Source organism: Roseivirga seohaensis, from assembly GCF_001592945.1.
Taxonomy (GTDB): Bacteria; Bacteroidota; Bacteroidia; order Cytophagales; family Cyclobacteriaceae; genus Roseivirga; species Roseivirga seohaensis.
In genome coordinates, this window is the sequence record NZ_LRPB01000005.1 from 29958 (window position 1) to 55518 (window position 25561).

At 38.3% G+C, this 25561-nt stretch carries 29 protein-coding genes, 1 tRNA gene and 1 other RNA gene; 17 read left to right on the forward strand and 14 right to left on the reverse strand.

All coding sequences use genetic code 11. The features are described from left to right. Positions 1-5: 5 nt before the first annotated feature. Both rluF and mscL read right to left on the reverse strand, forming a co-directional pair. On the reverse strand, positions 6-740 hold the full coding sequence (rluF, locus tag AWW67_RS02705; RefSeq protein ID WP_062300084.1) for a 23S rRNA pseudouridine(2604) synthase RluF: 735 nt from the start codon (positions 738-740) through the stop codon (positions 6-8). A 149-nt stretch (positions 741-889) separates the two neighbouring features. Further along, on the reverse strand, positions 890-1315 hold the full coding sequence (mscL, locus tag AWW67_RS02710) for a large-conductance mechanosensitive channel protein MscL (RefSeq protein ID WP_062300086.1): 426 nt from the start codon (positions 1313-1315) through the stop codon (positions 890-892). A gap of 315 nt (positions 1316-1630) precedes the next feature. Between mscL and paaN the strand changes: the two genes are divergently transcribed. Beyond that, positions 1631-3292: a phenylacetic acid degradation protein PaaN gene (paaN, locus tag AWW67_RS02715; protein ID WP_062300088.1), complete on the forward strand. Its 1662-nt coding sequence runs from the start codon at positions 1631-1633 to the stop codon at positions 3290-3292. A gap of 65 nt (positions 3293-3357) precedes the next feature. Here the strand turns inward: paaN and AWW67_RS02720 are convergent, their stop codons facing one another. Beyond that, positions 3358-5568: a WG repeat-containing protein gene (locus tag AWW67_RS02720; protein ID WP_062300090.1), complete on the reverse strand. Its 2211-nt coding sequence runs from the start codon at positions 5566-5568 to the stop codon at positions 3358-3360. A 73-nt stretch (positions 5569-5641) separates the two neighbouring features. Continuing rightward, positions 5642-6874 (reverse strand): glutamyl-tRNA reductase, encoded by a 1233-nt coding sequence (gene hemA / locus AWW67_RS02725; RefSeq protein ID WP_311316217.1) that lies wholly within the window; start codon positions 6872-6874, stop codon positions 5642-5644. Positions 6875-7122: 248 nt separating this feature from the next. On the opposite strand from hemA, the gene AWW67_RS02730 reads away from it, so the two are divergent. The 3 genes from AWW67_RS02730 to AWW67_RS02740 all read left to right on the forward strand — a co-directional run bounded on the left by AWW67_RS02730 (position 7123) and on the right by AWW67_RS02740 (position 10010). Beyond that, positions 7123-8073: a ComEA family DNA-binding protein gene (locus tag AWW67_RS02730; RefSeq protein WP_062300094.1), complete on the forward strand. Its 951-nt coding sequence runs from the start codon at positions 7123-7125 to the stop codon at positions 8071-8073. After that, positions 8070-9578, forward strand: a complete 1509-nt coding sequence (locus AWW67_RS02735) for a bifunctional ADP-dependent NAD(P)H-hydrate dehydratase/NAD(P)H-hydrate epimerase (protein WP_062300096.1) — start codon at positions 8070-8072, stop codon at positions 9576-9578. Before AWW67_RS02730 ends, AWW67_RS02735 begins: the two co-directional genes overlap by 4 nt. A gap of 96 nt (positions 9579-9674) precedes the next feature. Next, complete coding sequence (locus AWW67_RS02740) at positions 9675-10010, forward strand: T9SS type A sorting domain-containing protein (protein ID WP_053224605.1); 336 nt, start codon at positions 9675-9677, stop codon at positions 10008-10010. Positions 10011-10105: 95 nt separating this feature from the next. On the opposite strand, the gene asnS is transcribed toward AWW67_RS02740, so the two are convergent. Beyond that, the gene (asnS, locus tag AWW67_RS02745; RefSeq protein ID WP_062300100.1) at positions 10106-11551 is read right to left on the reverse strand and encodes an asparagine--tRNA ligase; all 1446 of its coding nucleotides are present in this window, start codon (positions 11549-11551) and stop codon (positions 10106-10108) included. Positions 11552-11811: 260 nt separating this feature from the next. Between asnS and rpoN the strand changes: the two genes are divergently transcribed. The 3 genes from rpoN (at position 11812) to AWW67_RS02760 (ending at position 14675) form a co-directional block, all read left to right on the forward strand. Beyond that, positions 11812-13272, forward strand: a complete 1461-nt coding sequence (gene rpoN / locus AWW67_RS02750; protein WP_053224607.1) for an RNA polymerase factor sigma-54 — start codon at positions 11812-11814, stop codon at positions 13270-13272. Positions 13273-13490: 218 nt separating this feature from the next. After that, a complete protein-coding gene (locus AWW67_RS02755) occupies positions 13491-13892 on the forward strand; it encodes a phosphatase PAP2 family protein (RefSeq protein ID WP_176699985.1) in 402 nt (133 codons plus the stop codon). A 3-nt stretch (positions 13893-13895) separates the two neighbouring features. Next, positions 13896-14675, forward strand: coding sequence for an enoyl-CoA hydratase-related protein (locus AWW67_RS02760; protein WP_062300104.1), 780 nt, complete (start codon positions 13896-13898; stop codon positions 14673-14675). Positions 14676-14753: 78 nt separating this feature from the next. On the opposite strand, the gene AWW67_RS02765 is transcribed toward AWW67_RS02760, so the two are convergent. Further along, positions 14754-15461 (reverse strand): outer membrane beta-barrel protein, encoded by a 708-nt coding sequence (locus AWW67_RS02765; protein ID WP_062300106.1) that lies wholly within the window; start codon positions 15459-15461, stop codon positions 14754-14756. Between the two features lie 129 nt (positions 15462-15590). On the opposite strand from AWW67_RS02765, the gene AWW67_RS02770 reads away from it, so the two are divergent. From AWW67_RS02770 to AWW67_RS02805, 8 genes are all read left to right on the forward strand, one after another. Continuing rightward, positions 15591-15664, forward strand: a tRNA-Arg gene (locus tag AWW67_RS02770). 110 nt (positions 15665-15774) lie between these two features. Further along, positions 15775-16317 (forward strand): GNAT family N-acetyltransferase, encoded by a 543-nt coding sequence (locus AWW67_RS02775; RefSeq protein WP_062300108.1) that lies wholly within the window; start codon positions 15775-15777, stop codon positions 16315-16317. Positions 16318-16449: 132 nt separating this feature from the next. Continuing rightward, positions 16450-17136 carry a DUF2064 domain-containing protein gene (locus AWW67_RS02780; RefSeq protein ID WP_062300109.1) on the forward strand — a complete coding sequence of 229 codons (687 nt, stop codon included), beginning with the start codon at positions 16450-16452 and terminating at the stop codon, positions 17134-17136. A 166-nt stretch (positions 17137-17302) separates the two neighbouring features. Then, positions 17303-17638, forward strand: coding sequence for an arsenosugar biosynthesis-associated peroxidase-like protein (locus AWW67_RS02785; RefSeq protein WP_053224613.1), 336 nt, complete (start codon positions 17303-17305; stop codon positions 17636-17638). A gap of 3 nt (positions 17639-17641) precedes the next feature. Then, positions 17642-18694, forward strand: coding sequence for an arsenosugar biosynthesis radical SAM (seleno)protein ArsS (arsS, locus tag AWW67_RS02790; protein WP_062300111.1), 1053 nt, complete (start codon positions 17642-17644; stop codon positions 18692-18694). 7 nt (positions 18695-18701) lie between these two features. Further along, positions 18702-19673 carry an arsenosugar biosynthesis arsenite methyltransferase ArsM gene (gene arsM, locus AWW67_RS02795; RefSeq protein WP_062300113.1) on the forward strand — a complete coding sequence of 324 codons (972 nt, stop codon included), beginning with the start codon at positions 18702-18704 and terminating at the stop codon, positions 19671-19673. Positions 19674-19822: 149 nt separating this feature from the next. Beyond that, positions 19823-20383, forward strand: coding sequence for an RNA polymerase sigma factor (locus AWW67_RS02800; RefSeq protein ID WP_071387039.1), 561 nt, complete (start codon positions 19823-19825; stop codon positions 20381-20383). Next, positions 20373-20903: a hypothetical protein gene (locus AWW67_RS02805; protein WP_062300115.1), complete on the forward strand. Its 531-nt coding sequence runs from the start codon at positions 20373-20375 to the stop codon at positions 20901-20903. Before AWW67_RS02800 ends, AWW67_RS02805 begins: the two co-directional genes overlap by 11 nt. Here AWW67_RS02805 and AWW67_RS02810 read toward each other — a convergent pair. The 4 genes from AWW67_RS02810 to AWW67_RS02825 form a co-directional block, all read right to left on the reverse strand. Beyond that, a complete protein-coding gene (locus tag AWW67_RS02810) occupies positions 20890-21600 on the reverse strand; it encodes a cell division ATP-binding protein FtsE (protein WP_062300118.1) in 711 nt (236 codons plus the stop codon). The genes AWW67_RS02805 and AWW67_RS02810 overlap by 14 nt on opposite strands. A gap of 3 nt (positions 21601-21603) precedes the next feature. Continuing rightward, positions 21604-21807 carry a hypothetical protein gene (locus AWW67_RS02815; RefSeq protein WP_053224804.1) on the reverse strand — a complete coding sequence of 68 codons (204 nt, stop codon included), beginning with the start codon at positions 21805-21807 and terminating at the stop codon, positions 21604-21606. 52 nt (positions 21808-21859) lie between these two features. Further along, positions 21860-22516 carry a fructose-6-phosphate aldolase gene (gene fsa / locus AWW67_RS02820; RefSeq protein ID WP_053224619.1) on the reverse strand — a complete coding sequence of 219 codons (657 nt, stop codon included), beginning with the start codon at positions 22514-22516 and terminating at the stop codon, positions 21860-21862. 115 nt (positions 22517-22631) lie between these two features. Beyond that, a complete protein-coding gene (locus AWW67_RS02825) occupies positions 22632-22994 on the reverse strand; it encodes a hypothetical protein (protein WP_053224620.1) in 363 nt (120 codons plus the stop codon). A 222-nt stretch (positions 22995-23216) separates the two neighbouring features. On the opposite strand from AWW67_RS02825, the gene AWW67_RS02830 reads away from it, so the two are divergent. Further along, positions 23217-23555 carry a single-stranded DNA-binding protein gene (locus tag AWW67_RS02830; protein ID WP_062300120.1) on the forward strand — a complete coding sequence of 113 codons (339 nt, stop codon included), beginning with the start codon at positions 23217-23219 and terminating at the stop codon, positions 23553-23555. A gap of 81 nt (positions 23556-23636) precedes the next feature. Here AWW67_RS02830 and AWW67_RS19170 read toward each other — a convergent pair whose 3' ends face one another. The 4 genes from AWW67_RS19170 to ffs form a co-directional block, all read right to left on the reverse strand. After that, positions 23637-23765, reverse strand: a complete 129-nt coding sequence (locus tag AWW67_RS19170; RefSeq protein WP_260310861.1) for a hypothetical protein — start codon at positions 23763-23765, stop codon at positions 23637-23639. Between the two features lie 205 nt (positions 23766-23970). Continuing rightward, positions 23971-24123 (reverse strand): hypothetical protein, encoded by a 153-nt coding sequence (locus AWW67_RS18950; protein WP_157608601.1) that lies wholly within the window; start codon positions 24121-24123, stop codon positions 23971-23973. Positions 24124-24256: 133 nt separating this feature from the next. After that, a complete protein-coding gene (locus tag AWW67_RS02835; protein WP_053224622.1) occupies positions 24257-25051 on the reverse strand; it encodes an MIP/aquaporin family protein in 795 nt (264 codons plus the stop codon). Positions 25052-25096: 45 nt separating this feature from the next. Then, positions 25097-25194, reverse strand: an RNA gene (gene ffs, locus AWW67_RS02840) — signal recognition particle sRNA small type. A gap of 195 nt (positions 25195-25389) precedes the next feature. Between ffs and AWW67_RS18955 the strand changes: the two genes are divergently transcribed. Continuing rightward, entirely contained in the window at positions 25390-25560 is a 171-nt protein-coding gene (locus AWW67_RS18955; RefSeq protein WP_176699986.1) for a hypothetical protein, read from the forward strand. The last annotated feature ends 1 nt before the right edge of the window (position 25561 follow it).

Genomic DNA, 25561 nt, shown 5'->3' on the forward strand with positions numbered 1-25561 from the left:
ATTCATTAATCATCATGAGTTTTGGAGGATGTAGAAATCAATCGGTTGATTTCAGCCATTTCTTTTGGGGTAATGTCGCGCCAAGTACCAACAGGCATATTCAATATCACATTCATGATGCGCACCCTTTTTAATTGTCGTACTTCATAATCTAAATACTCGCACATTCTTCGTATTTGTCGATTGAGTCCTTGCGTCAACACGATACGGAACTTGAGTTTACCGATTTGTTCTACTTCGCATTTACGCGTAACCGTATCTAAAATAGGTACACCATTGCTCATCTTTGAAATAAAATCTCGTGTGATGGGCTTGTTTACTGTAACGATGTACTCTTTTTCATGATTGTTTCTGGCGCGTAAGATCTTGTTCACAATGTCCCCATCATTAGTAAGGAATATGAGGCCTTCACTGGGTTTGTCTAATCGGCCAATGGGGAAAATTCGTTTTGGGTAGTTTATAAAATCAATGATATTATCTTTTTCCACTTTTACATCCGTGGTGCAAACAATTCCTACAGGCTTATTAAAAGCAATATAAACAGGCTTGTCTTTTGGTTCAATCACAGGTTTTCCATCTACCGCAACATTATCTTCCTTTGTAACTTTTGTTCCCATTTCGGGTACAGCGCCATTGATGGTTACCCGCCCTTCCTCAATCAGTTTATCGGCTGCTCTTCGCGAACAGTAGCCAATTTCACTTAAGTATTTATTGATTCTAACAGGCTGGTCAGTAGTCATTCGTTAATTATTGAGTGCTGATGTGTCTGGGTTGAAATTCAACCATGCAGTATTTTGACGCAAATTACAGAATTCTATTGGCAGAGACGCATAAAAAATGCCGCCTCTGCAAAAGCAAATGGCGGCATTTAAAGATTATTGTTTGAGATTTACTTCTTTAACAAATCTCTGATTTCAGTTAAGAGTACTTCTTCTTTAGAAGGCGCAGGAGGCGCAGCAGGAGCTTCCGCTTCTTTCTTCTCCATTCTTTCTTTCAAATGGTTGTAAGATTTTACCACCATAAAAATAGCAAAAGCTACTATTACAAAAGTAATGATGGTGTTAATGAACACTCCGTAAGCAATTGCTACTTCTGCAGTAGCATCGCCAGCACCGGCAGTAGTTTCGGCAACGGCCTCTTGTAAAACCAATTTCATTTCTGAAAAATCAACACCACCTAGAAGGATTCCAATCGGGGGCATTAAAATGTCATTTACAAATGACTTGACGATGGCACCAAAATAAGTGGCCATAATTAAACCCACGGCTATTTCTAGTACATTTCCGCGGATGAGGAATTTCTTAAATTCTTTCATGTTTAGCTTTTTTTGTTTAGTAATTAAGATTGATTATTCACGATCTCTTTTTGTCTGCCTAAGGTTGAAAACAGGCATTCATAGCGATAGCGTGGAATAAGATAACGATTTTTAAAATAATTCAATCTTGTTACTCTTGTAAAGGCAAATTAGAATAACAGCATTTACAAGAATTGCTCGCTGCGGGTTAAATAAAATTTGGAATGAGGGATTCTAAGAGTATATCTCTTAGAGGGCGCAATATACGAATATTCAGCTTAGCTTTCTGTTATATGTGAATCGATTCCATTAAATTCGACCAAACAAACGTTCGTTATGGGATTGACAACTGCACAAAAAGACATACTAAATAAGGCGGTAAAAGCCTTACATACTCGTGGATTTCACTCACAATACCCTGAGCATCCGGCACCAGCCATTTATGGCGAAACGGCCGATGCCGATGGAAAAGAGGCTTTCAAAGCCTTAAGAAAAAAGAATTTTGAAGAATTAAAACAAGAAGGAGCTACTTCATGGATAGGCGAGGAGCATTCTCCTTATTTTGATGCGCCAGTAGGGCCTAAGTATCCAGCGTTCAGTAACGAAGAATTAATAAACCGTGCCGAAAAGGCTTTCCATTCTTGGAGAAAAGTGAGCTTAGATGATAGAGCGGCTGTTTTGATTGATGCTTTAGATCGTTTCTCTAAGCGCTTTTTCGAGAATGCTTATGCAACAATGCACACCACAGGCCAAGGTTATATGATGGCTTTTCAGGCCTCTGGCCCACACGCTGCCGACCGTGCATTAGAAGCAATTGCCGCTGGATATGATGAATTGAGCCGTTTCCCTTCTAAAACCACTTGGGACAAACCAATGGGTAAATACAACTTGGTGGTGAACAAAGAGTGGAGGGCAGTGCCAAAGGGTATTGGTTTGGTGATTGGCTGCTCTACCTTCCCTACTTGGAATTCGGTACCAGGTGTTTTTGCCGATTTGATTACGGGTAACTCTGTATTGGTGAAGCCACACCCAGGTGCTATTTTACCAATGGCCATTGTGGTAGCTGAAATTAGAAATGCATTGAGAGACGCTGGCTTCGATGCCGATGCTTGTCAGTTAGCGGTTGACGTGCCGAATGCTCCAATCACTAAAGAATTGGCTGAACACCCTAAGGTGAAATTAATAGACTTTACAGGAAATTCTGAGTTTGGTAGCTATTTAGAGAAACTTCCAAAAGCAGTATTTACTGAGAAAACTGGTGTGAACTCAATCATTTTGGATTCGGTAGTTGATATAGATAAAGTCATTCAGAACATTACCTTCTCGGTATGTTTGTACTCGGGCCAAATGTGTACCGCACCTCAAAACTTCTTTATTCCAGAAGGTGGCGTGAAAACGCCAGATGGTGTGCTATCATTCGATGAGGTAGCCCAGAAATTTGCTGACTTCACCAACGGTTTGATCGATAACCCTAAGGCTGGACCATTTGTATTGGGAGCCATTCAAAACCCAAATACAGGCGAAAGAACTAAAAATGCAGCCAAAGAATTAGGCGGTAAGGTTTGGTTAGAATCTAGAACCATTGAAAACCCAATTTTCGCGACTACGAGAACCCAAACACCAGTGGTAATTGAGTTAAACTCTGCTGATAAGGACAAGTTCGCAACTGAGTTTTTTGGGCCGATTGCGTTGCTTATTAAGACAAAAAATACGGAAGAGTCTGTGGCTTTGGCTAAAGAATTGGCAGAAGAACATGGTGCTATTTCTTGTGGTGCTTACACTACGGATGAGGCCATGAAGGAGTACATTGCAGATCAGATGTCGTTGGCGGCAACTCCAGTTTCATTCAATTTAACTGGCGGTATTTTCGTGAATCAAAACGCTGCTTTCTCTGATTACCATGTAACAGGAGGAAACCCAGCAGGTAATGCTTCATTTACTAACCCAGGTTATGTAAATGGAAGGTTTACTTGGGTTGGAATGAGAGAATTGGCTTAAGAGACGCGAGTTTAACCTAAAATATTGAAACCACCTTCGGGTGGTTTTTTTATGTTGAAGTGGTTTTACTTATTGATACTGATTTCAGTCCATCCTTGCCTTTCCATGGCCAGAAAAATATCTCCTGATTGTTTGATGACATCAAATGCAACTGGTACACGGTCGCGGCCTTTAATATCGACAACTCCGTATTTGCCATTTCGGCTGACGATAAAGTTAATATTGTCGTTGGTAGAAATGGAATCAAATTGAGGTGTTCGAACCAAGGCGCCTTCATGGTTTGCTAAACCGAATTGATTATTTTTCTCAAGCAGAATAAAGCCTTGTTTTCTTATCAACTGATCATAAATGGCATCTAACACAAAGGTTCCATTAAGGTCGATTAGCCCATATAAACCATTGGTTTTCACTAGTGAAAGCCCATTGTTAAAAGATTCCACAGATTGAAGGGTGGGTTGAATTGTGATTTGGTCTTCTGTATTAATAAAGCCCCATTTACCGTTGATCATGATGGCACAAAGGCCTTGCGAAAACTCCTTGGCCTGTTGGTATCGGTTGGCAATCGTCAATAAGCCTTGTTCCGAAACAAAACCCCATTCATTTTCCATCATTACCGAAATAAGGCCTTCACTATAAGCCCTAACCTGTTGCGTTTTTGAATCGAGTTTAAAGGTTTGAGTATTTGGGATTTGTAGCAGCTCAAACTTGTTTTTCGATTTCAGCACTAAAAAATCAGGTGCTATTTGGTATACCGAATCATATGCGTTTGGACTGAGCTGATTTGCATTGAAATCATAGATTTTATAGCCATCATTTGTCCGCTCCGAAAAAGCTTTTTGATATGGAATAATAGGATAAATACTTCGGAAAATCTGTTGCTCGAATAAATCATAAACACCATGCTCTGTTCCTTGTTCGTAGAAGATTCGATTAGCAATAATCTGGATGCTGTCCTTGTATGGTGTTATTAACCAATTGCCATTGGGCTTAATGATGCCCTGATTTCCTAAATATTCTGCAATGGACATCCCATTTTCAAAATCATTAATCTTATCAAAAATAAATGGTGTTTGCTCGTAGCCTTCATGGTCGAGTAAGCCGTATTTTCCATTTTTAAGCGCTAAAAAGGAACCGTCTTTTCTTGGGGTAATTTCCTCATAAAATTGAATTCCAATTCGTTTTCCACTGAGGTCATAGGGAATCCAATTTTGGGCATCTTTTCTTTTTGATTGGGCAAGAATTACAGACTTATAAAACTGGATTGAATCGAATTGATAAGGAAGAATGTTTCTTCCTTCAGAGTTGATCACACCTTTAAAACCATCTTTTTTAACGGCCAATAGATTTGAGTGTGTATGTGTAATTTGCATTTCCTGCACATAATGCTCAAAGGAATTCTCATTTGTAATGTTAACTATTCCAATATTTCCATTGGTCTGAATACCCATCAAGTTCTTGTCGATGTACCAAACTTCATCATGCGCAAGAGTTTTTGGATTCGATTCAAGCGTAAATACAGTCCATTTGTTAAATGGGAGCACCTCTGCCTTGCCATTTCTTAAGTTTAAGGATTTGTATTCAGGAGGAATTATTAAGGTTCCTTTTCTGTCAATCAGGCCTTCTTTGTTATAATATTTTACTCTGAAGGTGTTTTCATTGTACCGAAGAATTAACTCGTAAAGAAAACCGGAAAGAGGTTTGCCTTGTAAATTGTATAGTGCATAAAGTCCTTGGTTGTTCTGAACAGAAAGCGTTTCACTATCAATTCGTTCTATGTGATTGTACTCTAAAGGAAGTAAAACGTTTCCGCTCTTATTGAGTACACCGAACTGATTATCCTTTCCTGTTTTTTTTGCAACAATAAGGGCATCGCCCACGGGGTCAATCCATTGATATTCAGAAGGAACAATGATATTGCCTTTCGAGTTAATAGTGCCGTAGTCATTGAGTATAGAGAAGCGACTTCGTTCACCAATAATAAAAGTGTTATCGGTAAAAGGGTAAAGTTCAGAAAAGAGGTGGCGTGTAATTTTTGATCCATCAACATTGGCCAAGGCCCAGCGCTCATTTTGCTTGAGTCCAATAAGACCACCTGATGCTTCAAGTTTGCCTTTTGACCAACCAATATCATCATATATGGCTTTAATTACTACTTGATTGGTGGTGCTATTTCGGAGTCCAACCTTCCCATTTTCAGAGAATTTCTCATAGGAATCATTGCCCAATATAGGGTGAATGAAATGTAAGGTTAAGATGAGATAGATTAAAATGCGCAATTCTCAATATCAAAACGCAAGCTTAATAAAATTTGATACGAATTAGAAGGAGGCTGAATGACTTTCGGCTCGATTATTTTTCTTTCGGAGTGTTTTCCAGATCGAAAAGCTCATTAAGTACATCAATTAAAGATTCAGCATCGCCTCGTTTACATGCAGCTTTTAATTGCAATACGGGAAGTTTAATGATCTTTTGAGTGATACTCTTAGAGAAACGCTCAGCAAATTCTTGTACTTCGGGTGAAGCGTTTTTCAAATGCCTGGTTATCTCATCTTGACGGATTTGCTCCAGCGCATTCTTGAGTTTATGAATGGTGGGTGAAACAACCATCTCTTTCGACCAGTCATTGAATTCAGCTATGGCCTCTTCAATAATGGCTTCTACTAAAGGGATAGAAGCTTTCCTTTTTTCAACAGCAGCCGAAGCTTTGTCATTGATTTCGTCAATATTGAACAAAGTAACGCCACTCAGTTTTCCAACTTCAGGGCTAATACTTCTAGGAATAGAAAGATCAACGAAGAATTTGAAACCATTATTTATTTCCCCTACCAATTCTTTGTTAATGATTGGGGTACTGTGGGCTACAGAAGAGATAATCAAGTCGTATTCTGCAACAGCTTCTTTCAGTTCAGAAAAAGGAATTACAGCTTGGTTGCACTCTAATGCTAAGGCTTGCGCTTTTTCAGTTGTTCTATTGCAGATAGCTACCTTAAGATCGGTTTCAGAAAGGTGTCTACAAACGTCTGCTCCAATTTCTCCAATACCTAAAATAAGTACCTTAGGTTCTATAATAGTAGATGCTAAATTCTGAACAAGTTCGGCAGCAGCGTAAGAAACGCTTGCAGCGCCATCTCTGAATGAAGTTTCTTGAACTACTCTTTTGCTGCTAAAGAAAATGGTATGCATTAAGCGGTGTAAAAAAGGCCCTGCCAATTGCGCATCTGCTGCCCACTGATAAGCTCTTTTTACTTGATTTGAAATTTGGAGGTCACCCACTACTTGGGCTTCGAGGCCTAATGATACTCTGAAGAGGTGATTAACGGCTTCTTCACTTTCAAATGAATTGAAATAATTTATATAAGCATCTGCATTTAAAATCCCTTTTTTGATGGCAATCAATTTAATGATTTCAATATCTAGGTTTTGTTCTGCAGAATAATAAACCTCCGTACGGTTGCAGGTAGAAAGAATTAGGGCTTCTGTTAAAGACAGAACCTCTGAAATTTCACTTAGAATGGATTTGATTGTGAGCTCATCAATGGAAATAATTTCCCTGATTTCAACTGGTGCCTTTTTGTAAGACAAACTTATCGCTCTGAATTTACCCTGCATTATTGCTTACGCCTTTCCTCTAAATTCTTCTGTGCAAAAATAGCCTCTAACTATGTGTAAAAAAAGTGATCAAAATCATGTATTCTTATTTAGAATCAGTTTAAACAACTCTATTGGTCCTTGTTGCTTATTTAATGATTTCGATTCAATTAAATATAATTGATCTTAAAGTAAGAATATATTATATTAAATCACAATTTTATAAATAGAGCCAATCCATTATGAATATTAAACGCCTAGTGAGAAACTACTTTGGGTTTTCTAAAACTCAAACCAATGGTTTTATGGTTCTGACTCCGTTAATGTTTGTTTTACTTTTTGTTCCAGGTATTTACCGTAACGTAACTGAAATTGAATACAATGAGTTCGATTCTGATAAAAGACAATTAGACAGTTTGGTTGGTTTATGGAGAAATAATATGAAGCCTAGCTTGGAGAAAGAAGTATTGCCAGGCGTCAATATTCGGCTTACTTTCATTGAACCCAATACAGCAACTCAAGAAGAGTTGATGGGAGTAGGTTTAGATCAACGTTTGGCAAGTAGAATTTATAATTACAGAACCGCGGGTGGGAGTTTCAAGGTCAAGTCAGATTTGAAGCGCATTTATGGATTTCCCGATAGTCTTTATCAAGTATTAGAAAAATATATACAGTTGCCAGACGAACTGCCTCAGCCTAAAGTAAAAGTTGCACAACCTAGCGAAAAACCTGTTAAAAGAGAGCGTAAACCGTACAGTGTAGAAAAGGAAAGTGCTTTGAAACTTGAGAGTTTCACTTTAGATATTAATAAGGCTGATTCCTTGGAACTACAAAAACTGAGAGGAATTGGGCCTGCTTATTCAAGTAGAATAGTGAAGTTTCGTCAATTGTTAGGAGGTTTTAGCAGTATTGATCAAGTCAAGGAAGTGTTTGGTATTTCTGACTCACTGTACCAAAGCATTGCTCCACAACTTATGGTGGATGAGACTTATCAACTAATTCAAATTAATATCAATTTGGCCACTTTTAAAGAACTTAACGCACATCCATACATCAGCTATGAACAGACCAAAGAAATAATGAATGCCAAAAGTAAGTACGGGAAATTTAGGTCTGCCGAGGATTTGAAACGTTTAAGCCTCTTCGATTCGATTCAAATCGTTAAATTGATTCCATATCTTCAATTTCAATGATCAAAATTTTAAGTGCTGAACAAATTCGCAGATGGGATTTGTATACAATTAAAAACGAACCTATTTCTTCATTTGATTTGATGGAGCGGGCTTCGGAGGCTTTTGTAAAACTGTTATTAACCAAAATTAATCATAAGCTTAATGTCGATGTAGTGTGTGGCCCTGGGAATAATGGGGGAGATGGGTTTGCTATTGCGAGATTGCTTATTGAAAAAGGATTGAAAGTGAATTGTCACTTGATTGATTTTGGAGTGAAGCTTTCGGAAGATTGCCGAAAGAGCTATCGAAAATACTTAGATATCTGTCAGGTAAACATTGTCAAACAATCTAAGGAATTAGACCTCAGCGGAGAACTCATTATTGATGCTGTATTTGGTTCTGGTTTGAACAGGCCTGCAACAGGTCTTGCAGCAGAAGTTATACAATTGATAAATCAGAGCAGTGCAAAAACTGTTTCTGTCGATATGCCCTCGGGTCTTTTTGCAGATAAAGTGAATTTAACGGGAAGGATTGTAGAGGCCGACTGGACCATCACTTTTCAAGTTCCAAAACTTTCATTTCTAATTCCTGAATCTGGTTTTTATGTTGGAGAATGGTCGGTAGTTGACATTGGTTTAGATCTAAATTTTTTAAAAACAGAAAGTTCTGATTACTCAATTTTTGAAAAGAGCGACATCGATCGCTCCCTTTTTATTAGGAAAAAGTATGACCATAAAGGCAAATACGGCCGAGTATTGATGGTAGCTGGTAGTTTAGGTAAAATAGGTGCGGCTTATTTGTCGTCCAAAGCTGCTCTTAAATCCGGTACGGGACTTCTTACCGTACATATTCCTAAAGTGGGTTATGGGCCAATACAGACATCTTTACCTGAAGCCATGGTTTCTTTAGATTCAGAAGAGGAATTTATTTCTCAGGTAGATAATGTTGACGCCTTCGATGCCATTGGAATTGGGCCGGGGCTGGGGACTAACCCAAAGACAGGAAAAATACTTAAGTCGCTATTCACATCTTTTAACAAGCCTATGGCAATAGATGCGGATGCTTTAAACCTAATTGCATTAGATAAAGAGTTGATTGATTTAGTACCCAAGGGTTCTGTACTTACGCCCCACATAGGAGAGTTCAATCGGTTATTTGGAGAATGCGATAACGGATTGGAGCGAATTGAGAAAGTGAAGTCGATAGCAATTGAAAAGCAATTGGTAATAGTATTGAAAGGAGCACATACTGTAATTGCTACACCAGACGGTAAAGTTCATTTTAATTCCACAGGGAATTCTGGAATGGCTACTGCTGGATGTGGAGACGTGTTGACAGGAATCATCAGCGCATTCATAGCACGAGGAGGTGACACTTCGACTTCTGCAAAAGTCGGGGTTTGTATACATGGGTGGGCTGGCGATTTAGCTGAAAAAACAGTAGGAAAAACCGCATTGATGGCATCAGATTTGCTATCTGCATTACCAAAAGTTTTTAGCAACGTAGAGAGTAGTGATTTTATTTGAAAAAACTGTAACTTTAACTAAACCTTTAGCGTGACTTTGGGGTCTTTATAGACGATGAATCTTTTAAACCGAAACATATCAATCTCAAAAACATTAATGATTCTGTCATTAATGCTGTTTTCGGTAATGGCCAATGCTCAAAATGAGACTTTAGCCAATTTAAAGATGAACAATGACCCAAAGGTTAAAGTAGAAGTTTTCCCCAATCCAACATCTGATTTTCTGACAATCGACTTATCGAAGTTAGATTTGAAACAACCAAAAATTGAAATCAGAAATATTATTGGTAGCAAAATGGAAATGACTTCTGAAGATCTTGGTGATAAGAAGCATCGTGTTGATGTTACTACCTACCCAAGAGGTTATTATCTAGTATTGGTAAAAGACGATCAGTCTAAATTTCAGCAAACGATTCGTTTTTCCAAGAAATAGATTTGATTAAAGAAATTGCTATAGAAAGTCTATGGCGTAAAAAAAGGTTTGAACTAATCAAGTTCAAACCTTTTTTCGTTTGAAGGATGGTTCTATTAGAACTCTGCATTTCCTGGTGTTCTTGGGAAAGGAATTACGTCTCTAATATTGGCCATGCCTGTAACAAATATAATCAGCCTTTCAAAACCTAATCCGAAGCCGCTATGAGGTGCAGAACCATATCTTCGGGTATCTAAATACCACTCCATTTCATGAGTAGGCACTCCCATTTCGTTCATTCTGCTAACAAGCTTGTCAAGCCTTTCTTCACGCTGAGAACCACCAACTATTTCGCCAATTCCAGGGAAAAGGATATCCATTGCACCCACTGTTTTTTCATCATCATTCATTCTCATATAGAACGACTTGATGTCTTTTGGGTAGTTGGTTAGAATTACTGGTTTTTTGAAATGCTTCTCTACCAAATAGCGTTCATGTTCCGACTGAAGGTCGGTGCCCCAGCCTTCAATTAAGTATTGGAATTTCTTTTTCTTGTTGGGGTTGCAGTTTCTGAGTATATCAATGGCTTCAGTATAAGTAATTCTTTCAAAGTCGTTTTCTGCCACAAACCTCAGTTTTTCGGTGAGCGTCATTTCGCTCTTTTCATTCGCAGGCTTGTTTTTCTCCTCTTCAATTAAGCGTTGTTCAAGAAACGCTAAATCATCGGCACAGTTCTCTAAAGCGTAATTGATTAAGTATTTTAAAAATTCTTCCGCCAAGTCCATGTTGTCTTGAAGGTCATAGAATGCCATTTCAGGTTCTATCATCCAAAATTCAGCAAGGTGTCTTGTTGTGTTTGAATTTTCAGCTCTGAAAGTCGGCCCAAAGGTGTAAATATCGGAAAGTGCTAAAGCGCCCAATTCACCTTCTAGTTGACCCGAAACAGTGAGGTTAGTTTCTTTTTCAAAAAAGTCTTCTTTAAAATTAACGGATCCATCTTCTTTTAAAGGAGGGTTTTTAGCGTCTAAGGTAGTTACACGGAACATTTCGCCTGCTCCTTCTGCATCTGACCCCGTAATAATTGGGGTGTGCATGTAGAAGAATTTCTTTTCGTTAAAGAAGTTATGGACTGCAAAAGCCATAGCATGGCGAATTCTTAACACAGCGCCAAAAGTGTTGGTGCGAGGTCTTAAGTGCGCAATTTCCCTCAAAAATTCCATCGAATGCTTTTTGGGTTGCAATGGGTATTTTTCTGGGTCGGCAGCACCAAGTACTTGAATTTCTTTCGCGTTGATTTCAAATTTTTGTCCCGCACCTTGAGATTCAACGAGGGTTCCGTTTACAGCAATGCAGGCTCCCGTTGAAACTTGTTTAAGAATTTCTTCCGAAATCAAATTAGGGTCGGCTACAATTTGAAGGTTATTGATTGTGGATCCATCATTGAGCGAAATAAAATTCACATTTTTATTACCTCTTTTGGTTCTTACCCATCCCTTAACAGTTACCTCAATATTGGTTTGACTGCTCTTTAATAACGCTTCAATTTTGATTCTTTTTGTCATAATAAACCCGAGTTGGTTTTTAGTAAAAAAAACGAATGCAAAACAAGTCTTTTTTGAAGTGATTCACAACGTGATTACTAAAAATAAGCATTGAGAACATATTCCGAACAATGTTGTGGAGTGTTCGTAAAACCTACTTGAAATAGTTTTTTGACACATTTGTTAAATTTGCATGATTTTTGTTAAAAAGTCGGCTAATCTAATTTGTTCCTCAATTCTTTATTCTAAATTTGCTTATAACCAATAGGATTTTTCTATCAATGCAAAAACTTAGTCTAAATCAGTCTCTTAGCCAAAAGCTGTCACCACAGCAAATACAGTTTATTAAGCTGTTGCAAGTGCCAACTGCTGAGTTGGACACCAGGATTGAGGAAGAACTGGAAATCAACCCGGCTTTGGAAGAAGGAAGAGAGGAGCCTGAGGCCCCAACTACAGAAGAGGATTTTGATGAGCCATCTGACGAAATTTCTTCAACTGAAGACCTAAATGTTGAAGATTATTTGGGAGATGATGAGTATGCAGGTTACAAAATGCAAGGTGATGGTAATTACTCTGAAGATGACGACAGAGAAATGCCTGTAGCTATGCAAAGCTCTTTGAATGATCAATTGGAAATGCAATTGGGATTTTTGGGTCTTGATGAACGCCAAACTTTAGTCGCTAAACAACTTATTGGAAGTATTGAAGGCGATGGGTATATCAGAAGAGAGTTAGATGCAATTGTAAATGACTTGGCCTTTGCTCAAAATATAGAGACAGACGTTGATGAGCTGGAAGATTTGCTTCGTGAAATCCAGCAGTTTGATCCGCCAGGCATTGGAGCAAGAAATTTAAAGGAATGCCTTTTAATTCAACTTGAGAGAAGATGGGAAGAAGATGACCCAGATCCAGCAGTAGAAATGGCCAAAGCTATTCTGTCAATTTGTTTTGAGGAGTTTACAAAGAAACATTACGATAAGATTATAAAGAAACTCAATATTGAGGATGAAGTACTAATGAAAGATGCTATTCATCTAATCACTAAACTGAATCCAAAACCAGGAGGTGTTTCTGGTGGAATGGCTAAAACTCAATATTTAATTCCTGATTTTATTCTTACCAATAATGATGGCGTGTTTGATTTAACGTTGAATTCACGAAATGCACCTGAGTTAAGAGTGAGTCAGTCGTACTCAGATATGTTTTCAGCTTACGACAAGAGTGATAAGAAAGATAAGAAACTGAAAGAGACAGTTTCTTTTGTAAAACAAAAACTCGATGCAGCCAAATGGTTTATCGATGCCATTAAGCAACGTCAGAATACACTCTTGCGCACTATGGACGCGATGGTGAGGTTTCAGTATGAATTCTTTTTAGAAGGTGATGAAACGAAACTTCGGCCAATGATTTTGAAGGATATTGCGAATGAAATTAATATGGATATTTCCACAGTTTCGCGTGTTGCTAACTCAAAATCGGTTCAAACAGATTTTGGTATCTTTCCATTGAAATACTTTTTCTCGGAAGGTATCTCGACAGTTTCTGGAGAAGATGTGAGTAGCCGAGAAGTGAAAAACATTTTAAGTCAACTGATAGATAATGAAGATAAGAGTAAGCCATTATCAGATGATAAATTAGAGAAATCGCTGAAAGCAAGAGGTTATAATATTGCCAGAAGAACCGTGGCCAAATATCGAGAACAATTGAATATTCCTGTCGCCAGATTAAGAAAAGAACTATAGGGTTGAAGTTACTTGCTCAAATTGTATCTACTGTTTTCCAGCCATTGCTTATGCCATCGCTGGTTTTTTATACTTATCTCTTTCATGTTGACAACAGTTCAAATCTTACTGAAAAAGGCCGTTCTACTGTGCTGCTTTTAATTTTTCTCACTACTTGTGTCATCCCTGTTTTTATTGTTTTGCTCTTTAGGTTTACTAAAGTGATAAAAGATTTACACATGAAAGAAAGGCGTGATCGATATCTGCCTTTTGCATTCATCTCAGTTTTCTATATTCTGGTTACTTATTTAATGAGTCGTCAGGTTTGGTTTAGTCCAAGTATGGCAGTAATCATGATTTCAATGACCACCGTAGTAATAAGCACCAATCTTATTACTTACTTCTGGAAAATAAGTGCGCATGCGGCTGGTGTGGCTGGGTGGTTGGGTTTTATTATAGTGTTTACTAGAATCTATTCCAGCGGTAATACTTTGTTTTGGCCTTTGGTTATCGCGGTTATGTTAACGGGTATCGTGATTTGGTCTAGATTATATTTAAATGCCCATAAGCCCTCTGAATCATTGGCTGGTTTTGTTTTGGGCTTTTTAGTTTGTTTCAGTTCTGTATTATTATTTGTTTAGTATATGTATGAATTTATAAAGTTTGAAAAAGAAGATGGCGTAGCTACGCTTACTTTAAACCGACCAGATGTGTATAATGCCCTAAACGATGAAATAACCTATGAAATCCAAGCGGCTTTAAAAGAAGCAAAGAGAGATAAAGAAGTTAGAGTATTGGTGCTGACTGGAGAAGGAAAAGCATTTTGCTCAGGACAGGACCTGAAGGCTTCCGCCAAAAATCCGGGTCGTTCGTTTTCAGACTCATTACACAAAAGGTACAACCCAATTATTAAGGCAATTACTGAAATGCCAAAACCAGTAATTTGTAAATTGAATGGGGTAGCGGCTGGAGCAGGTTGTTCTTTTGCATTAGCTTGTGATTTGATTGTGGCTGGTGAAAGCGCAAAACTGATTGAAGTTTTTGTGAATATTGGTTTGGTATTGGATTCGGGCTCTTCTTACTTTTTACCTCGATTGGTGGGAAGTTCGAAAGCTTTTGAATTAGCCACTATGGGTACTAGAATTTCAGCCTCAGAGGCAGAGAAAATGGGGCTTGTATCTAAATGTGTAGCAGATGAAGAACTTGATAATGCAGTGAAAGTTTATACAGATTATTATGCTTCGGCCCCAACAAAGGCGATTGGTTTAATGAAAAAAATGTTGAACAAGTCGCAGAATTCTAGTTTAAAAGAAATGCTCGAGTATGAGGCTTATTGTCAAGATATTGCAGGCGCTACTTATGATTATAAGGAAGGAACTACCGCTTTCTTAGAAAAGAGAAAAGCAGCATTCAAAGGCGAATAAAATTTGAAAATTGAAGGCATAAAAAAAGGGAAGATTTTTCTTCCCTTTTTTTATGCTAAATATCGTTTAAATCTTTAATTAGAATCCAGTGAGTGAAATACCAAAAGATAAACCTTGAGTATCTACTCCGCCAGCTGGAGCAATATCGAATTTGTCTGAAAGTTCGTAATATCCGAAAAGGCTAAATCCTCCAAATCCTACTCTAGCCTGTACTCCATATCTGAATTTTTGAAACCCAAGATCCTGACGGTCTTTAATCATTCTTTGGTCTGCTGCGTTATCTTCGAACTTCACTTTGGTGAAAGAAGAGTAAAGAACACCCACTTTTGCACCTAAAGCTACTCTAAAGCCTCTGCTCAAATTGTTTTTGCTTGTGTAGTACCTAAACTCCAATGGTATGTCTAAGTAGTTTAAACCAACCTTCGACTTATCAAAAGTATTTGCTTGAGGATAAACCGTTGCTAAATCTGCTACAGCTACACTTCTTACATTTGAGTTGTTTACACTTGTTCTAAGAGTTTTTCCATTTTCAAGAGTAAATCTTTCCATACCTAAGCCAATACCAGGAGTAAAGGTCAGTCCGTTATCGCCAATCGGTAAGTCGTAATAATAAATTACGTTTACTGTTTTTGAATTGAAACTGCTAAGCTTAACATCTGTTGGAGCGTTTAAAAAGGTATTCAAACCCCAGTCTACAACAAGACTTCCCGGAAGGTCTGGTCTTTGAGCTCTGGCAATTGATCCTAGTGTTAAAACTCCTATAAGTAGTATTCCTAATTTCCTCATGTTTATTGGCTTTTTTGAGCTGGGCAAAGATAGTATTTTTTGAAAGTATTAATAACTAGCTTTTGCAAAGTAGAAGAATTAATTACCTTTGCAGACCAAATTTAACGGGATTTAACGAATCTTGGTTTTGGCCTCGTAGCATAACTGAATAGTGCACTTGATTACGGCTCAAGAGGTTGCAGGTTTGAATCCTGCCGAGGTCACATAAAAGCCCTTTCCATGTAAGTGGAAAGGGCTTTGTTTTTTAGCCGTGTTTAAGAATTATTAACTTCTGATTTAGAGACTAGTAGCGGCATTTTTCTACTTTCCCTCTATGATTCACCTTCAGAGCAAAAGACTTGATCTTCACTTATTATCCTTAGCTGATTTGCAGCAAGTTCATGCATTACACAGCATTCCAAAGGTAGATGAGTTCAACACCCTTGGTATTCCACAAAACATAGCGCATACTCAATCCATCATTGAGCCTTGGATTTTAGAACATCAAAAACTTGACGCCAAACAGTATACTTTTGCGATTCGGACAAAGAAGACGAATGATTTTGTCGGCCTGATTGCATTAAAATTGGGGAATGTCAAATTTCAAATTGGCGAGGTTTGGTTTAAACTCCATCCTGATTTTTGGAACAAAGGGTACGGAACTGAGGCTTTAAAGTTAGTGTTAAGCTTTGCTTTTGACGATTTGAAACTTCATAGAATTGAAGCGGGCTGCGCTGTAGATAACGTGGGTTCTGCCCGAGTTTTAGAAAAAGCAGGAATGATTAAGGAGGGAAGGAAGAGAAAAGTGCTGCCATTAAAAACAGGCTGGTCCGATAATTTCGAATACGCAATACTAGACACAGACCCTAGATTTTAATTTCTTTTGTTAAATACTCTTTTTACCAGGCAGCACCTTTAAAAGTATTTTGTACGACATTGTCCCAATACTTTTCTAAGTTGTGTAAATCTTTTTGCTCGAAAACGAGTTGATAAGCTCAAAGGAAACTGAATGTCTCAAGTTAATAATACTGCTATTTTATTTTTTTCAAGAAACCTCAAAGAGGAATTCTTGGCAAAGAATGTAGGCCTGAACATTCAGCAGTTTTCTAATTTGTTTAATCTGCTGGTCAAGAAAACTCAGAGAACGATTGGTCAAACGCAGATTCCGGTAAAAACACTCTTTTCTGACGAACAAATTGGAAGTTCGTTTGGAGAGCGACTCACAAATGGTATATCGAACTTATTCTCAGAAGGTTTTGAAAACGTAATCGTTGTTGGCAATGACGCTCCAGAACTTTCTTCTGAAGACTTACTTTGGGTTAAAAATAAGCTTGAAAATGGGAAGAATGTTTTAGGAAGGGATAGCCATGGCGGAGCTTATTTAATCGGTGTTTCAAAAAAGGACTTTTGCACCACGGCTTTCCTAAATATTGATTGGAACACTAAGTTGGTTTTCAATCAGCTTAAGTTGCTTCTATCTTCAGAAGAATTAGAGAATCGTTTAATTGACTTAAATGAGAAATCTGATTTTCAGAATATACTTAAGCAAGGGCTACACTTGTCGAAAACGTTCAAGCAAATTCTGAAAGCAATTTTCAGTAACTATACTTCACACACAAACTTTAATTTCACCCTTCCAAAATCAATTTGGTTTCAACTGACAGAGCTTAGAGGGCCGCCCTCACTAGTTTCTTAACCATCCTGCTTTTTCTTGGTAATCAGCATTTCTCCTAGAGAAATCAATTTTAATCTATTTATATAAAGTAGCCCAGCCTCAATGAGCAATGTGTTTCATGTCGGATGACTTGAAATTGCTTATGTTTTGGAATTGAATAAGGGCTTCACACTTAAGAAATAATACTATGCCTAAAAAATATTACGACCCGAGCGATCTGAAAAAATTCGGGAACATAACTGAATTCCAACCTGAAATGGGAAACAAATTCTTCGATTGGTACGGAAGCGTTTTCGAAGAAGGCGCATTAACCGCTAGAGAGAAATCGCTAATTGCCTTGGCGGTGGCTCATGCTGTTCAATGTCCATATTGTATTGATGCTTACACTGATACTTGTTTGAAAAAAGGAGCTGATGAAGAGCAAATGATGGAGGCTGTTCATGTAGCCGCTGCCATAAAAGGTGGAGCTGTTTTGGTACATGGAGTGCAGATGATGAATCAAGTAAAGGAAAAACTGATGTAGTCTATGACTTTACAAACATTAAAAAGACAACAACATGCCCTTTCTATTGCTGAAAGGCAGATTAGAATTTTAGATGATCATGAGGCAATTGGTGTTGATTCTTTTGAACAGAGAATTAATGCCATTGGTATGATGCCTTTAACCCCTGTTTCTGTAGATGTATTTCAGATCAATGTGGGCAAAATGTGCAATCAGGTTTGTAAACATTGTCACGTAGATGCTGGTCCTGATCGCAAGGAAATCATGACACGAGAAACTATGCAACAATGTTTAGATGCTCTTAAGATTTCTAAGGCCACTACAGTGGATTTAACGGGAGGTGCTCCAGAAATGAATCCTGATTTTCGCTGGTTTGTGGAGGAGATTTCTAAGTTGGGTAAGCAAATCATTGTGCGTTGTAACCTGACCATAATTTTAGCCAACCCGAAATACCATGACTTGCCTGCGTTTTTCAAAAAACACAAGGTGAATGTGGTGTCTTCTCTTCCGTCATTCACAGCCAGAAGAACCGATGCTCAGCGCGGTGATGGTGTGTTTGAGAAGTCCATTAAAGCGCTTCAAATGCTGAATGAAATTGGGTATGGAAAAGAGGAGACAGGTTTAAAACTAGACTTGGTGTATAATCCATCAGGTGCATTTCTGCCAGACGATCAGGCGGTGCTGAAAAGTGAGTTTGAAAGAAAATTGAAAGAGAGTTTCAATATTGTTTTCAATGATTTGTATGCGATAACCAATCTGCCAGTGAGTCGATTTCTAGATTACTTGGTTAACAGCAGTAATTATGAGGCCTACATGAACGAGCTGGTGAATGCCTTTAATCCTGCAGCAGCGGCAGGAGTAATGTGCCGTTCTATGATTTCAATCAGTTGGGATGGCTATTTATATGATTGCGATTTCAATCAAATGCTAGAAATGAAGCTGAAAGATGGTGCGCCAGATCACATCAAGGATTTCAACCTAGATAGGTTAATGGCAAGGGAGATTTTAATTAACCAACACTGTTTCGGTTGTACTGCAGGAGCAGGCTCAAGCTGCGGAGGAACCACAACAAATTAATTATAGAATGAGTAATTACTTAGAAACCACCAAAGACATATATAAGGCAGCAGCCGAAACACCAGATGTTGGGCTTTGTTGCACTACTACTCCGGTTTGGTCATTTCCTGGTTTGGAGATTCCCAAAATCATGCTCGAAATGAATTATGGTTGTGGCAGCACTGTCCATCCAAGGGATTTAATCAATTCACCCAAAATACTTTATGTAGGAGTGGGCGGTGGAATGGAGCTCCTTCAGTTCTCGTATTTCAGCCGACAGAAGGCGGGTGTTATTGGTGTAGATGTGGTAGATGAAATGCTTGATGCTTGCAAGAAAAACATCAAGGAAGCAGAATTAACTAATGATTGGTTAGATGCTTCTTTTATTGATGTCCGTCAAGGCGATGCACTCAATTTGCCTATTGAAGACGCTTCTATTGATGTGGCTGCACAAAATTGTTTGTTCAATATTTTTCATGAAGAAGACTTAAAAAAGGCACTTCAAGAAATGTATAGAGTTTTGAAACCTCATGGCCGATTGGTATTGTCTGACCCAATAGCTGAGCAAACCATGCCTGAAAACCTCAAGAATGATGATCGATTGCGCGGACTTTGCTTGAGCGGTTCGTTGCCTTTAAAAGATTATATCAAAATGATTACTGATGTTGGATTTGGTACAGTGGAAATTAGGGCGAAAAGACCGTATAGAATTTTGCATCCCAATCAATACGATACTGCCGAACCAATATATATAGAGAGTGTAGAGGTTTGCGCTATTAAAGATCCAATGCCAGCTGATGGGCCTTGTGTGTTTACGGGCAGAACCGCAATTTATTACGGAACAGAAACCCATTTCGATGATCACGGTGGTCATATTTTATTACAGAATCAGCCATTATCGGTTTGTGATAAGACAGCGGGAAATTTGGAAGCCTTGAATGACTCAAATATTTGGGTTTCGCCTTCTACTTACTTTTATGATGGTGGAGGATGCTGTTAATCTATTTGGCTTCTCGCTATGAGAATAGTTAAGGAAGGGGGGTATGTTAAAGATTAGACCATTCCTTTCTTCAACTCTTCTTTAAATTTTTTACCTTTCCTAAGCAACCCTCATACAAGAGGGCTGTCTTTAGCGCAAGGATTAGAAATTTGGAACCGAAATATCAAAATCTTCATCAAGAGGTAATTGACCTGTGTATGTTGGGCGACCGACAAGCGCAGTATCAGTTGTACAAGCTTTATTCGAAAGCCATGTACAACGTGTCTTTTCGGGTAACCCAAAATGAACAAGAAGCTGAAGATGTGCTCCAGGAGTCGTTTTTAAGTGCTTTCAAAAACATTCATAGCTATAAAGGAACGGCAGCTTTTGGTAGTTGGCTAAAGCGAATTACGCTTAACAATGCTATTAATTTAGTCAAGAAAAGACGTTTAGATTTTGAGTCCGTTGAAGATTACGGAGCTTATGATGAGCGTTTTGATCATGAAGAAACGGATGATCGAGATTTCGATGTAAATCAAGTAAAAAAAGCGATTGAGCTTTTGCCAGACGGATATCGGTTGGTGTTAACTCTTTACTTGATTGAGGGTTATGACCATAAAGAGATTGCAGAAATATTGAACATTACAGAATCGACTTCTAAGTCGCAGTTTAATAGATCAAAAAAGAAATTGAGGGAAATATTAAAAGAGGAATTTCAACATGCAGGATAAGCTAGAAGATTTCATAAAAGAAAATAAAGAACAATTCGATACTGAAGTACCAAGAGCTGAGGTATGGAATAAGATACAAAAAGGGCTTGATAATAGCGATAATACTTCAAGCAGTTCCACACATTGGTTTTGGAAAGTGGCTGTTGCGGTGTTGCTTATTGCGGTAGCTTATTTGGGTTCTGAAAAATATTTTGGTGCCGATGTTAATAAAGAAAGCACTGCTATGGAAGAGTTTAAAGAGCTTGAAATTTTTTATACTCAGATGATCTCTGATAAGAAAACGAAGCTGTCGGAAGAGGTGGAGGCAGGTGAGTATTTCAGCTTTTTGGAAGCCGATATTCAATCCTTAGATCAGAATTATGAAGAGTTGAAAACTACATTTGAAAACGGACAAGAAACACCTCAACTTAAAAGTGCATTGGTGCATTTGCTCAAACAAAAGCTCTATTTGATAGAGAAACAATTAGAGATTTTAGAAGAAACTAAAAGTGAAACCTCAGAAGGTGTTAGCTCACTTTAAATAAACTCAATTCAACTTCATTAGAATCGAGAATACTTCCCTTTTCGCATTTAAGAACACGCTTAGGGTAATTTTTAATAAGGTTATAATCATGCGTGGCCATCAGAATTGAGGTTCCACCTTTGTTGATTTCCATAAAAGTCTGGAAAATACCATCTGAAACTTCTGGGTCTAGATTTCCAGTAGGTTCATCGGCAATTAAAAGTACAGGATCGTTAATTAAGGCACGTGCAATTACCACCCTTTGTTGCTCACCGCCAGAAAGTTGATGTGGCATTTTATTAGCCACCACTCCCAAACCAACACGCATAAGCACTTCGGCCAACTTGCTTTTCATCTTAGCTTTGTTTTTCCAGCCAGTGGCTTTCATTACAAAGTAGATGTTTTCAGCAACCGAGCGATCGGGAAAGAGCTGGAAGTCTTGAAATACAACTCCTAGTTTTCTTCTTAAAAGTGGAACATCCTTTCGTTTGATATTCTGAATGTCATGATTTGCGATTCTGATTTTACCCAAACGAAGAGGTAAATCGGCATAAAGCGTTTTTAACAGAGAACTCTTTCCGCTTCCTGTTCTTCCAACCAAATACACTAACTCTCCTTTATTAATGGAAAGCGTAATGTTGTTCAACACAGTTTTGTCGTCTTGAAAAATGGTGGCATCCTCGATGCGAACAATGGGTTCTCCTGAAAAAGGCATAATTTAAATATCCAGTTTTTGAAGTTTACCGAAAGGTAAGTTATTGATTACTTCTTGCAATTCAGTTTCTTTCCCTTCAAGGTCATACTTTTCTAACTTTTTTAACGGTCGGTCGGCACGAAAGTATGCTATGAGCACGAAATTTTCGTCTCTTAACTGAATGTAATCTGGGATTTTAGCTTTCCCTTTTACTTTAATGATATACATATTCCTAAATAACTTCGGGTCATTTGCATAACCCGAAGTTGGAACTAAAGTTTTATCCATTTGCTTTGGCGTGGTCGGCAAGAAATTGTGCCAAACCTTTGTCTGTTAGCGGATGGTTCAGCAAGCTAGTGATAACCTTCAACGGGCAAGTTGCAACGTCTGCACCAATTTCGGCACACTGCAATAAGTGCATTGTGTGACGTACTGAGGCAGCCAGTACTTCGGTAGCAAAACCGTAGTTGTCATAAATCTGGCAGATTTGCTCGATAAGCTCTAAACCATCATATCCAATGTCATCAAGTCTTCCAATAAATGGAGAAACATAAGATGCACCTGCTTTGGCAGCCAATAAAGCTTGACCAGCAGAGAATACTAATGTACAGTTGGTTCTGATGTCTTCAGCTGTAAAGGTTTTAATCGCCTTAATACCATCTTTAGTCATTGGTACTTTTACAACGATTTTGTCATCGATTTGAGCCAATTCACGACCTTCTTTCAACATGCCTTCGTAATCGGTAGCAATTACCTCGGCACTTACGTTGTCGTCTACAATATCACAAATCGCCTTATAATGGGCTATTACGTTATCGTGGCCAGAAATGCCTTCTTTAGCCATTAAAGAAGGGTTGGTGGTTACACCATCTAACACGCCTAAGTCGTAGGCTTCTCTTATTTCATCAAGATTCGCGGTGTCGATAAAGAACTTCATTTTGTCTATTTTAGATTGATTTGCAATGCATTACAAAGCTAATGTTTTTGTTTGCTTGAAGCGCCCTTATAAACACAACTTTTTATTGACGGCAGAAATTATCTTGAAACTAAACCTAGTTCAGTTCTTCGAGCTTTTTCACCAAGGCAAAAGTATCGCCCTCTAATGGCAAGTAGCCGTATTCATAGCAAAAGTAATAGGTGGCGCCTGCTTTTGTAGTGTAAGTAGAAGTGTGATAGTTAAAGTCGAATCCCTTTTCTATGAGTTTGTTTCTGGTGGTTTTCGATTTGCCATCAGGATTGAGTTCCTCCAAAATTCGCCTGTTTCTTCTCAATAGGTTATGGACGTTTCGTACATAGTTATTTGAATCACTGTTCTGTCGGTTATTAAAGGTATTACGACACTGATCTGAGCAAAATTTTTTATCGATTCTACCGTACATCGCGTCTCCACACTCTAAACATTGCCTTTCTTCCATGCTGAAAAATATAAAAAACGAAAACTACCACTTTTCTGAGTTGGAAGTTAAGTTATTGTAAAAGAGTGATATATCCAATTGTAAACGTTTACAAACGAATGTTACCCGACTACAAACGCTTAGCAACCGATTTTACTTTTCGACCTGCTGTTACTTTGCCATTGTCAATTCGGAAATACAAACCGAGAGGACAACAAACTTTAAAATTAAACAATTTATATCATGAGAAATTTAAGAAACAGTGTACAGTTGATCGGAAGATTAGGTCAAGATCCAGAAGTGAAAAACTTAACATCAGGTAAAAAACTTACTACGTTTTCATTGGCCACTACAGATGCCTACAAAAATGCAGATGGAGATAAAATTGAAGACACGCAATGGCATAATATTATTGCCTGGGGCAAGGTAGGAGAGATAGCTGCTGAGTATTTAAAGAAAGGTGCGGAAGTTTGTATTGAAGGAAAGTTGGTGCACAGGTCGTACGAAAACTCGGCTGGTGAAAAACGATTCGTGACTGAGATTAATCTAAACGAATTGTTGATGATGGGTGGGAAGAAATGATGCCCAATTCTTTTAAAACAGAAATGCATAGACGGTCAGGGATTGTCTATGCATTTTTTAATTATTCTACTTTTTTTCGGCTTAGCCTATAATTCCTGTTACTGAAATGAGTGTTTGGTAAGCAATGAAGGTTACGAAAACAGCAACTACTAATTTTGTTAATGAATTGGTTTTTTTAGAGGTGGTAGTTTGTGTTGTTGCAGCTTTCATAATTTCTGTATTTAAGTTCGGTAGTAAGTATCCAAATAGGGTGCCAGTGCCCTGAGCGGGTTTAAACCCACTTTTTCTTATTGAGCTTGTCCCGAATTGGGAATCATCTTGGCTTGTGGGAATAAATAAGCCTTCTCAAAACGCAGAAATGCATAGAACAAGAAATTGTTTATGCATTTTAATAATCCTTAGTTGATCTTGCGGTTTAGCCAATAAGCCCCATTACCGAAATAAACGTTTGATAAACGATGAATGCCGAAAGAATACTAAAGGTAAGTTTGATAAAGGAATTGGATTTTTTTGAAGCAGTTCTTCTTACTCTTGCCTGACCCTGATTTTGTAATGTTGCAGTTCTCATAATACTCATGTTTATATACTGATATTGAGTATTCAAATGGAATGCCATTGCGTAAAAATGATTTTAACGGGTTTTTTGGCTTAAATAGAATCCCATTTTGGGATTGCTGTATAAGCTTTGAAACCGAGAGTTGCTATTTTTTCTTTGCCTCTTCTGCAATGGCGTAAGCAATTATCAAAATGCTACTCACAATACAAGACCAGGTAAGAATTCCTGTCGTACCATTAAAAGCTAATTGATAAAGTCCAGCCCCAAGTCCGCCTCCGATGATAGGCCCTATAATAGGAATCCAAGCATAACTCCATTTCGAATTTCCTTTTCCTTTTATGGGCAATAGAAAATGTGCGAGTCTGGGGCCAAAATCTCTTGCAGGATTAATTGCATATCCAGTTGAGCCGCCTTGCGCCATACCAATAACAACGATGAGTCCGCCAACAACTAAAGGGTTTAAGCCTTCTACAAACTGATTAGCACCAATCATTAGTAAGCCAAAAATCAACACCATTGTGCCAAGAACTTCACTCAATAAGTTAGCTCCTTTTTGGTCAATGGCTCCTCCTGTACAAAAAACTCCTAGTTTCGCGCCTTTATCTTCGGTTTTATCCCAGTGTGGTAAATACTGTAGCCAAGTAAACGAAGCACCTGCCATTGCGCCAAGTACTTGGGCAATAATATAACCAGGCACTAAGTTCCATTCAAAATCACCAGTCATGGCGAGTGAAAGAGTTACGGCAGGATTGATATGTGCTCCACTAATTTGGCCAACTGCGTAAATGCCAAAAGTAACGGCTAGGCCCCAGCCAATTGTGGTAACAATCCAACCTGAGTTTTTAGCGTAAGAAAAATTCAGTGTAGTGGCAGCGTTGGTTCCATTCCCAAAAAAGATAAGGATGGCCGTGCCCACAAATTCTGCGAGATAAACGGACATAATCAAAAAGTCTAGGAAGTAATAATACGATAAAGAAGGGGATAAAAAAAGGCATCAGGATGTCGCACCGCTACAACCGCTTACCCTTGCTCTGTTCCCAGCCTGGGGGAGTTCAGCGGGAGCTGGTCGCACCCCTCTGCCGGGCGCAAAGGTATTAAGAAATTGCTAATAGGAAAACTTGAGAGCCGAAATATTAAATTATTATTCTCACTATTTCTGGGTATTTACTTCCTAAGCCCATTATGCTTATTTTAAGCTTGAATCTGGCTTGTTTCCCTCATAGAAAAGTAAGAGATTCATTGTGTGTATATTTTATCTTCAATCAAAAAAAGTGTGATATGTTAAAATCAGAAAGAAGAAATTCAGTTGAAAAGAACTTTGGGTTGATGTTTCAATCCAAAGGCTTTGTGTTTAATAAGTTTGATCCAGACCCGGAAGAGCCCGAAGAGGAAGAAGAAGGAGGTTCCAATAACCCACCACCCCCAGTCCCCCCAGTTTCTGGTAATTAAG

Excerpts from the sequence above, each read along its gene's own strand:
- rluF (WP_062300084.1), bottom strand. The coding sequence starts at position 740 with ATGACTACTGACCAGCCTGTTAGAATCAATAAATACTTAAGTGAAATT.
- mscL (WP_062300086.1), bottom strand. The coding sequence starts at position 1,315 with ATGAAAGAATTTAAGAAATTCCTCATCCGCGGAAATGTACTAGAAATA.
- paaN (WP_062300088.1), top strand. The coding sequence starts at position 1,631 with ATGGGATTGACAACTGCACAAAAAGACATACTAAATAAGGCGGTAAAA.
- AWW67_RS02730 (WP_062300094.1), top strand. The coding sequence starts at position 7,123 with ATGAATATTAAACGCCTAGTGAGAAACTACTTTGGGTTTTCTAAAACT.
- AWW67_RS02735 (WP_062300096.1), top strand. The coding sequence starts at position 8,070 with ATGATCAAAATTTTAAGTGCTGAACAAATTCGCAGATGGGATTTGTAT.
- AWW67_RS02740 (WP_053224605.1), top strand. The coding sequence starts at position 9,675 with ATGATTCTGTCATTAATGCTGTTTTCGGTAATGGCCAATGCTCAAAAT.
- asnS (WP_062300100.1), bottom strand. The coding sequence starts at position 11,551 with ATGACAAAAAGAATCAAAATTGAAGCGTTATTAAAGAGCAGTCAAACC.
- rpoN (WP_053224607.1), top strand. The coding sequence starts at position 11,812 with ATGCAAAAACTTAGTCTAAATCAGTCTCTTAGCCAAAAGCTGTCACCA.
- AWW67_RS02755 (WP_176699985.1), top strand. The coding sequence starts at position 13,491 with ATGAAAGAAAGGCGTGATCGATATCTGCCTTTTGCATTCATCTCAGTT.
- AWW67_RS02760 (WP_062300104.1), top strand. The coding sequence starts at position 13,896 with ATGTATGAATTTATAAAGTTTGAAAAAGAAGATGGCGTAGCTACGCTT.
- AWW67_RS02765 (WP_062300106.1), bottom strand. The coding sequence starts at position 15,461 with ATGAGGAAATTAGGAATACTACTTATAGGAGTTTTAACACTAGGATCA.
- AWW67_RS02775 (WP_062300108.1), top strand. The coding sequence starts at position 15,775 with ATGATTCACCTTCAGAGCAAAAGACTTGATCTTCACTTATTATCCTTA.
- AWW67_RS02780 (WP_062300109.1), top strand. The coding sequence starts at position 16,450 with ATGTCTCAAGTTAATAATACTGCTATTTTATTTTTTTCAAGAAACCTC.
- AWW67_RS02785 (WP_053224613.1), top strand. The coding sequence starts at position 17,303 with ATGCCTAAAAAATATTACGACCCGAGCGATCTGAAAAAATTCGGGAAC.
- arsS (WP_062300111.1), top strand. The coding sequence starts at position 17,642 with ATGACTTTACAAACATTAAAAAGACAACAACATGCCCTTTCTATTGCT.
- arsM (WP_062300113.1), top strand. The coding sequence starts at position 18,702 with ATGAGTAATTACTTAGAAACCACCAAAGACATATATAAGGCAGCAGCC.
- AWW67_RS02805 (WP_062300115.1), top strand. The coding sequence starts at position 20,373 with ATGCAGGATAAGCTAGAAGATTTCATAAAAGAAAATAAAGAACAATTC.
- AWW67_RS02810 (WP_062300118.1), bottom strand. The coding sequence starts at position 21,600 with ATGCCTTTTTCAGGAGAACCCATTGTTCGCATCGAGGATGCCACCATT.
- AWW67_RS02815 (WP_053224804.1), bottom strand. The coding sequence starts at position 21,807 with ATGTATATCATTAAAGTAAAAGGGAAAGCTAAAATCCCAGATTACATT.
- fsa (WP_053224619.1), bottom strand. The coding sequence starts at position 22,516 with ATGAAGTTCTTTATCGACACCGCGAATCTTGATGAAATAAGAGAAGCC.
- AWW67_RS02825 (WP_053224620.1), bottom strand. The coding sequence starts at position 22,994 with ATGGAAGAAAGGCAATGTTTAGAGTGTGGAGACGCGATGTACGGTAGA.
- AWW67_RS02830 (WP_062300120.1), top strand. The coding sequence starts at position 23,217 with ATGAGAAATTTAAGAAACAGTGTACAGTTGATCGGAAGATTAGGTCAA.
- AWW67_RS19170 (WP_260310861.1), bottom strand. The coding sequence starts at position 23,765 with ATGAAAGCTGCAACAACACAAACTACCACCTCTAAAAAAACCAATTCA.
- AWW67_RS18950 (WP_157608601.1), bottom strand. The coding sequence starts at position 24,123 with ATGAGAACTGCAACATTACAAAATCAGGGTCAGGCAAGAGTAAGAAGA.
- AWW67_RS02835 (WP_053224622.1), bottom strand. The coding sequence starts at position 25,051 with ATGTCCGTTTATCTCGCAGAATTTGTGGGCACGGCCATCCTTATCTTT.
- AWW67_RS18955 (WP_176699986.1), top strand. The coding sequence starts at position 25,390 with ATGTTAAAATCAGAAAGAAGAAATTCAGTTGAAAAGAACTTTGGGTTG.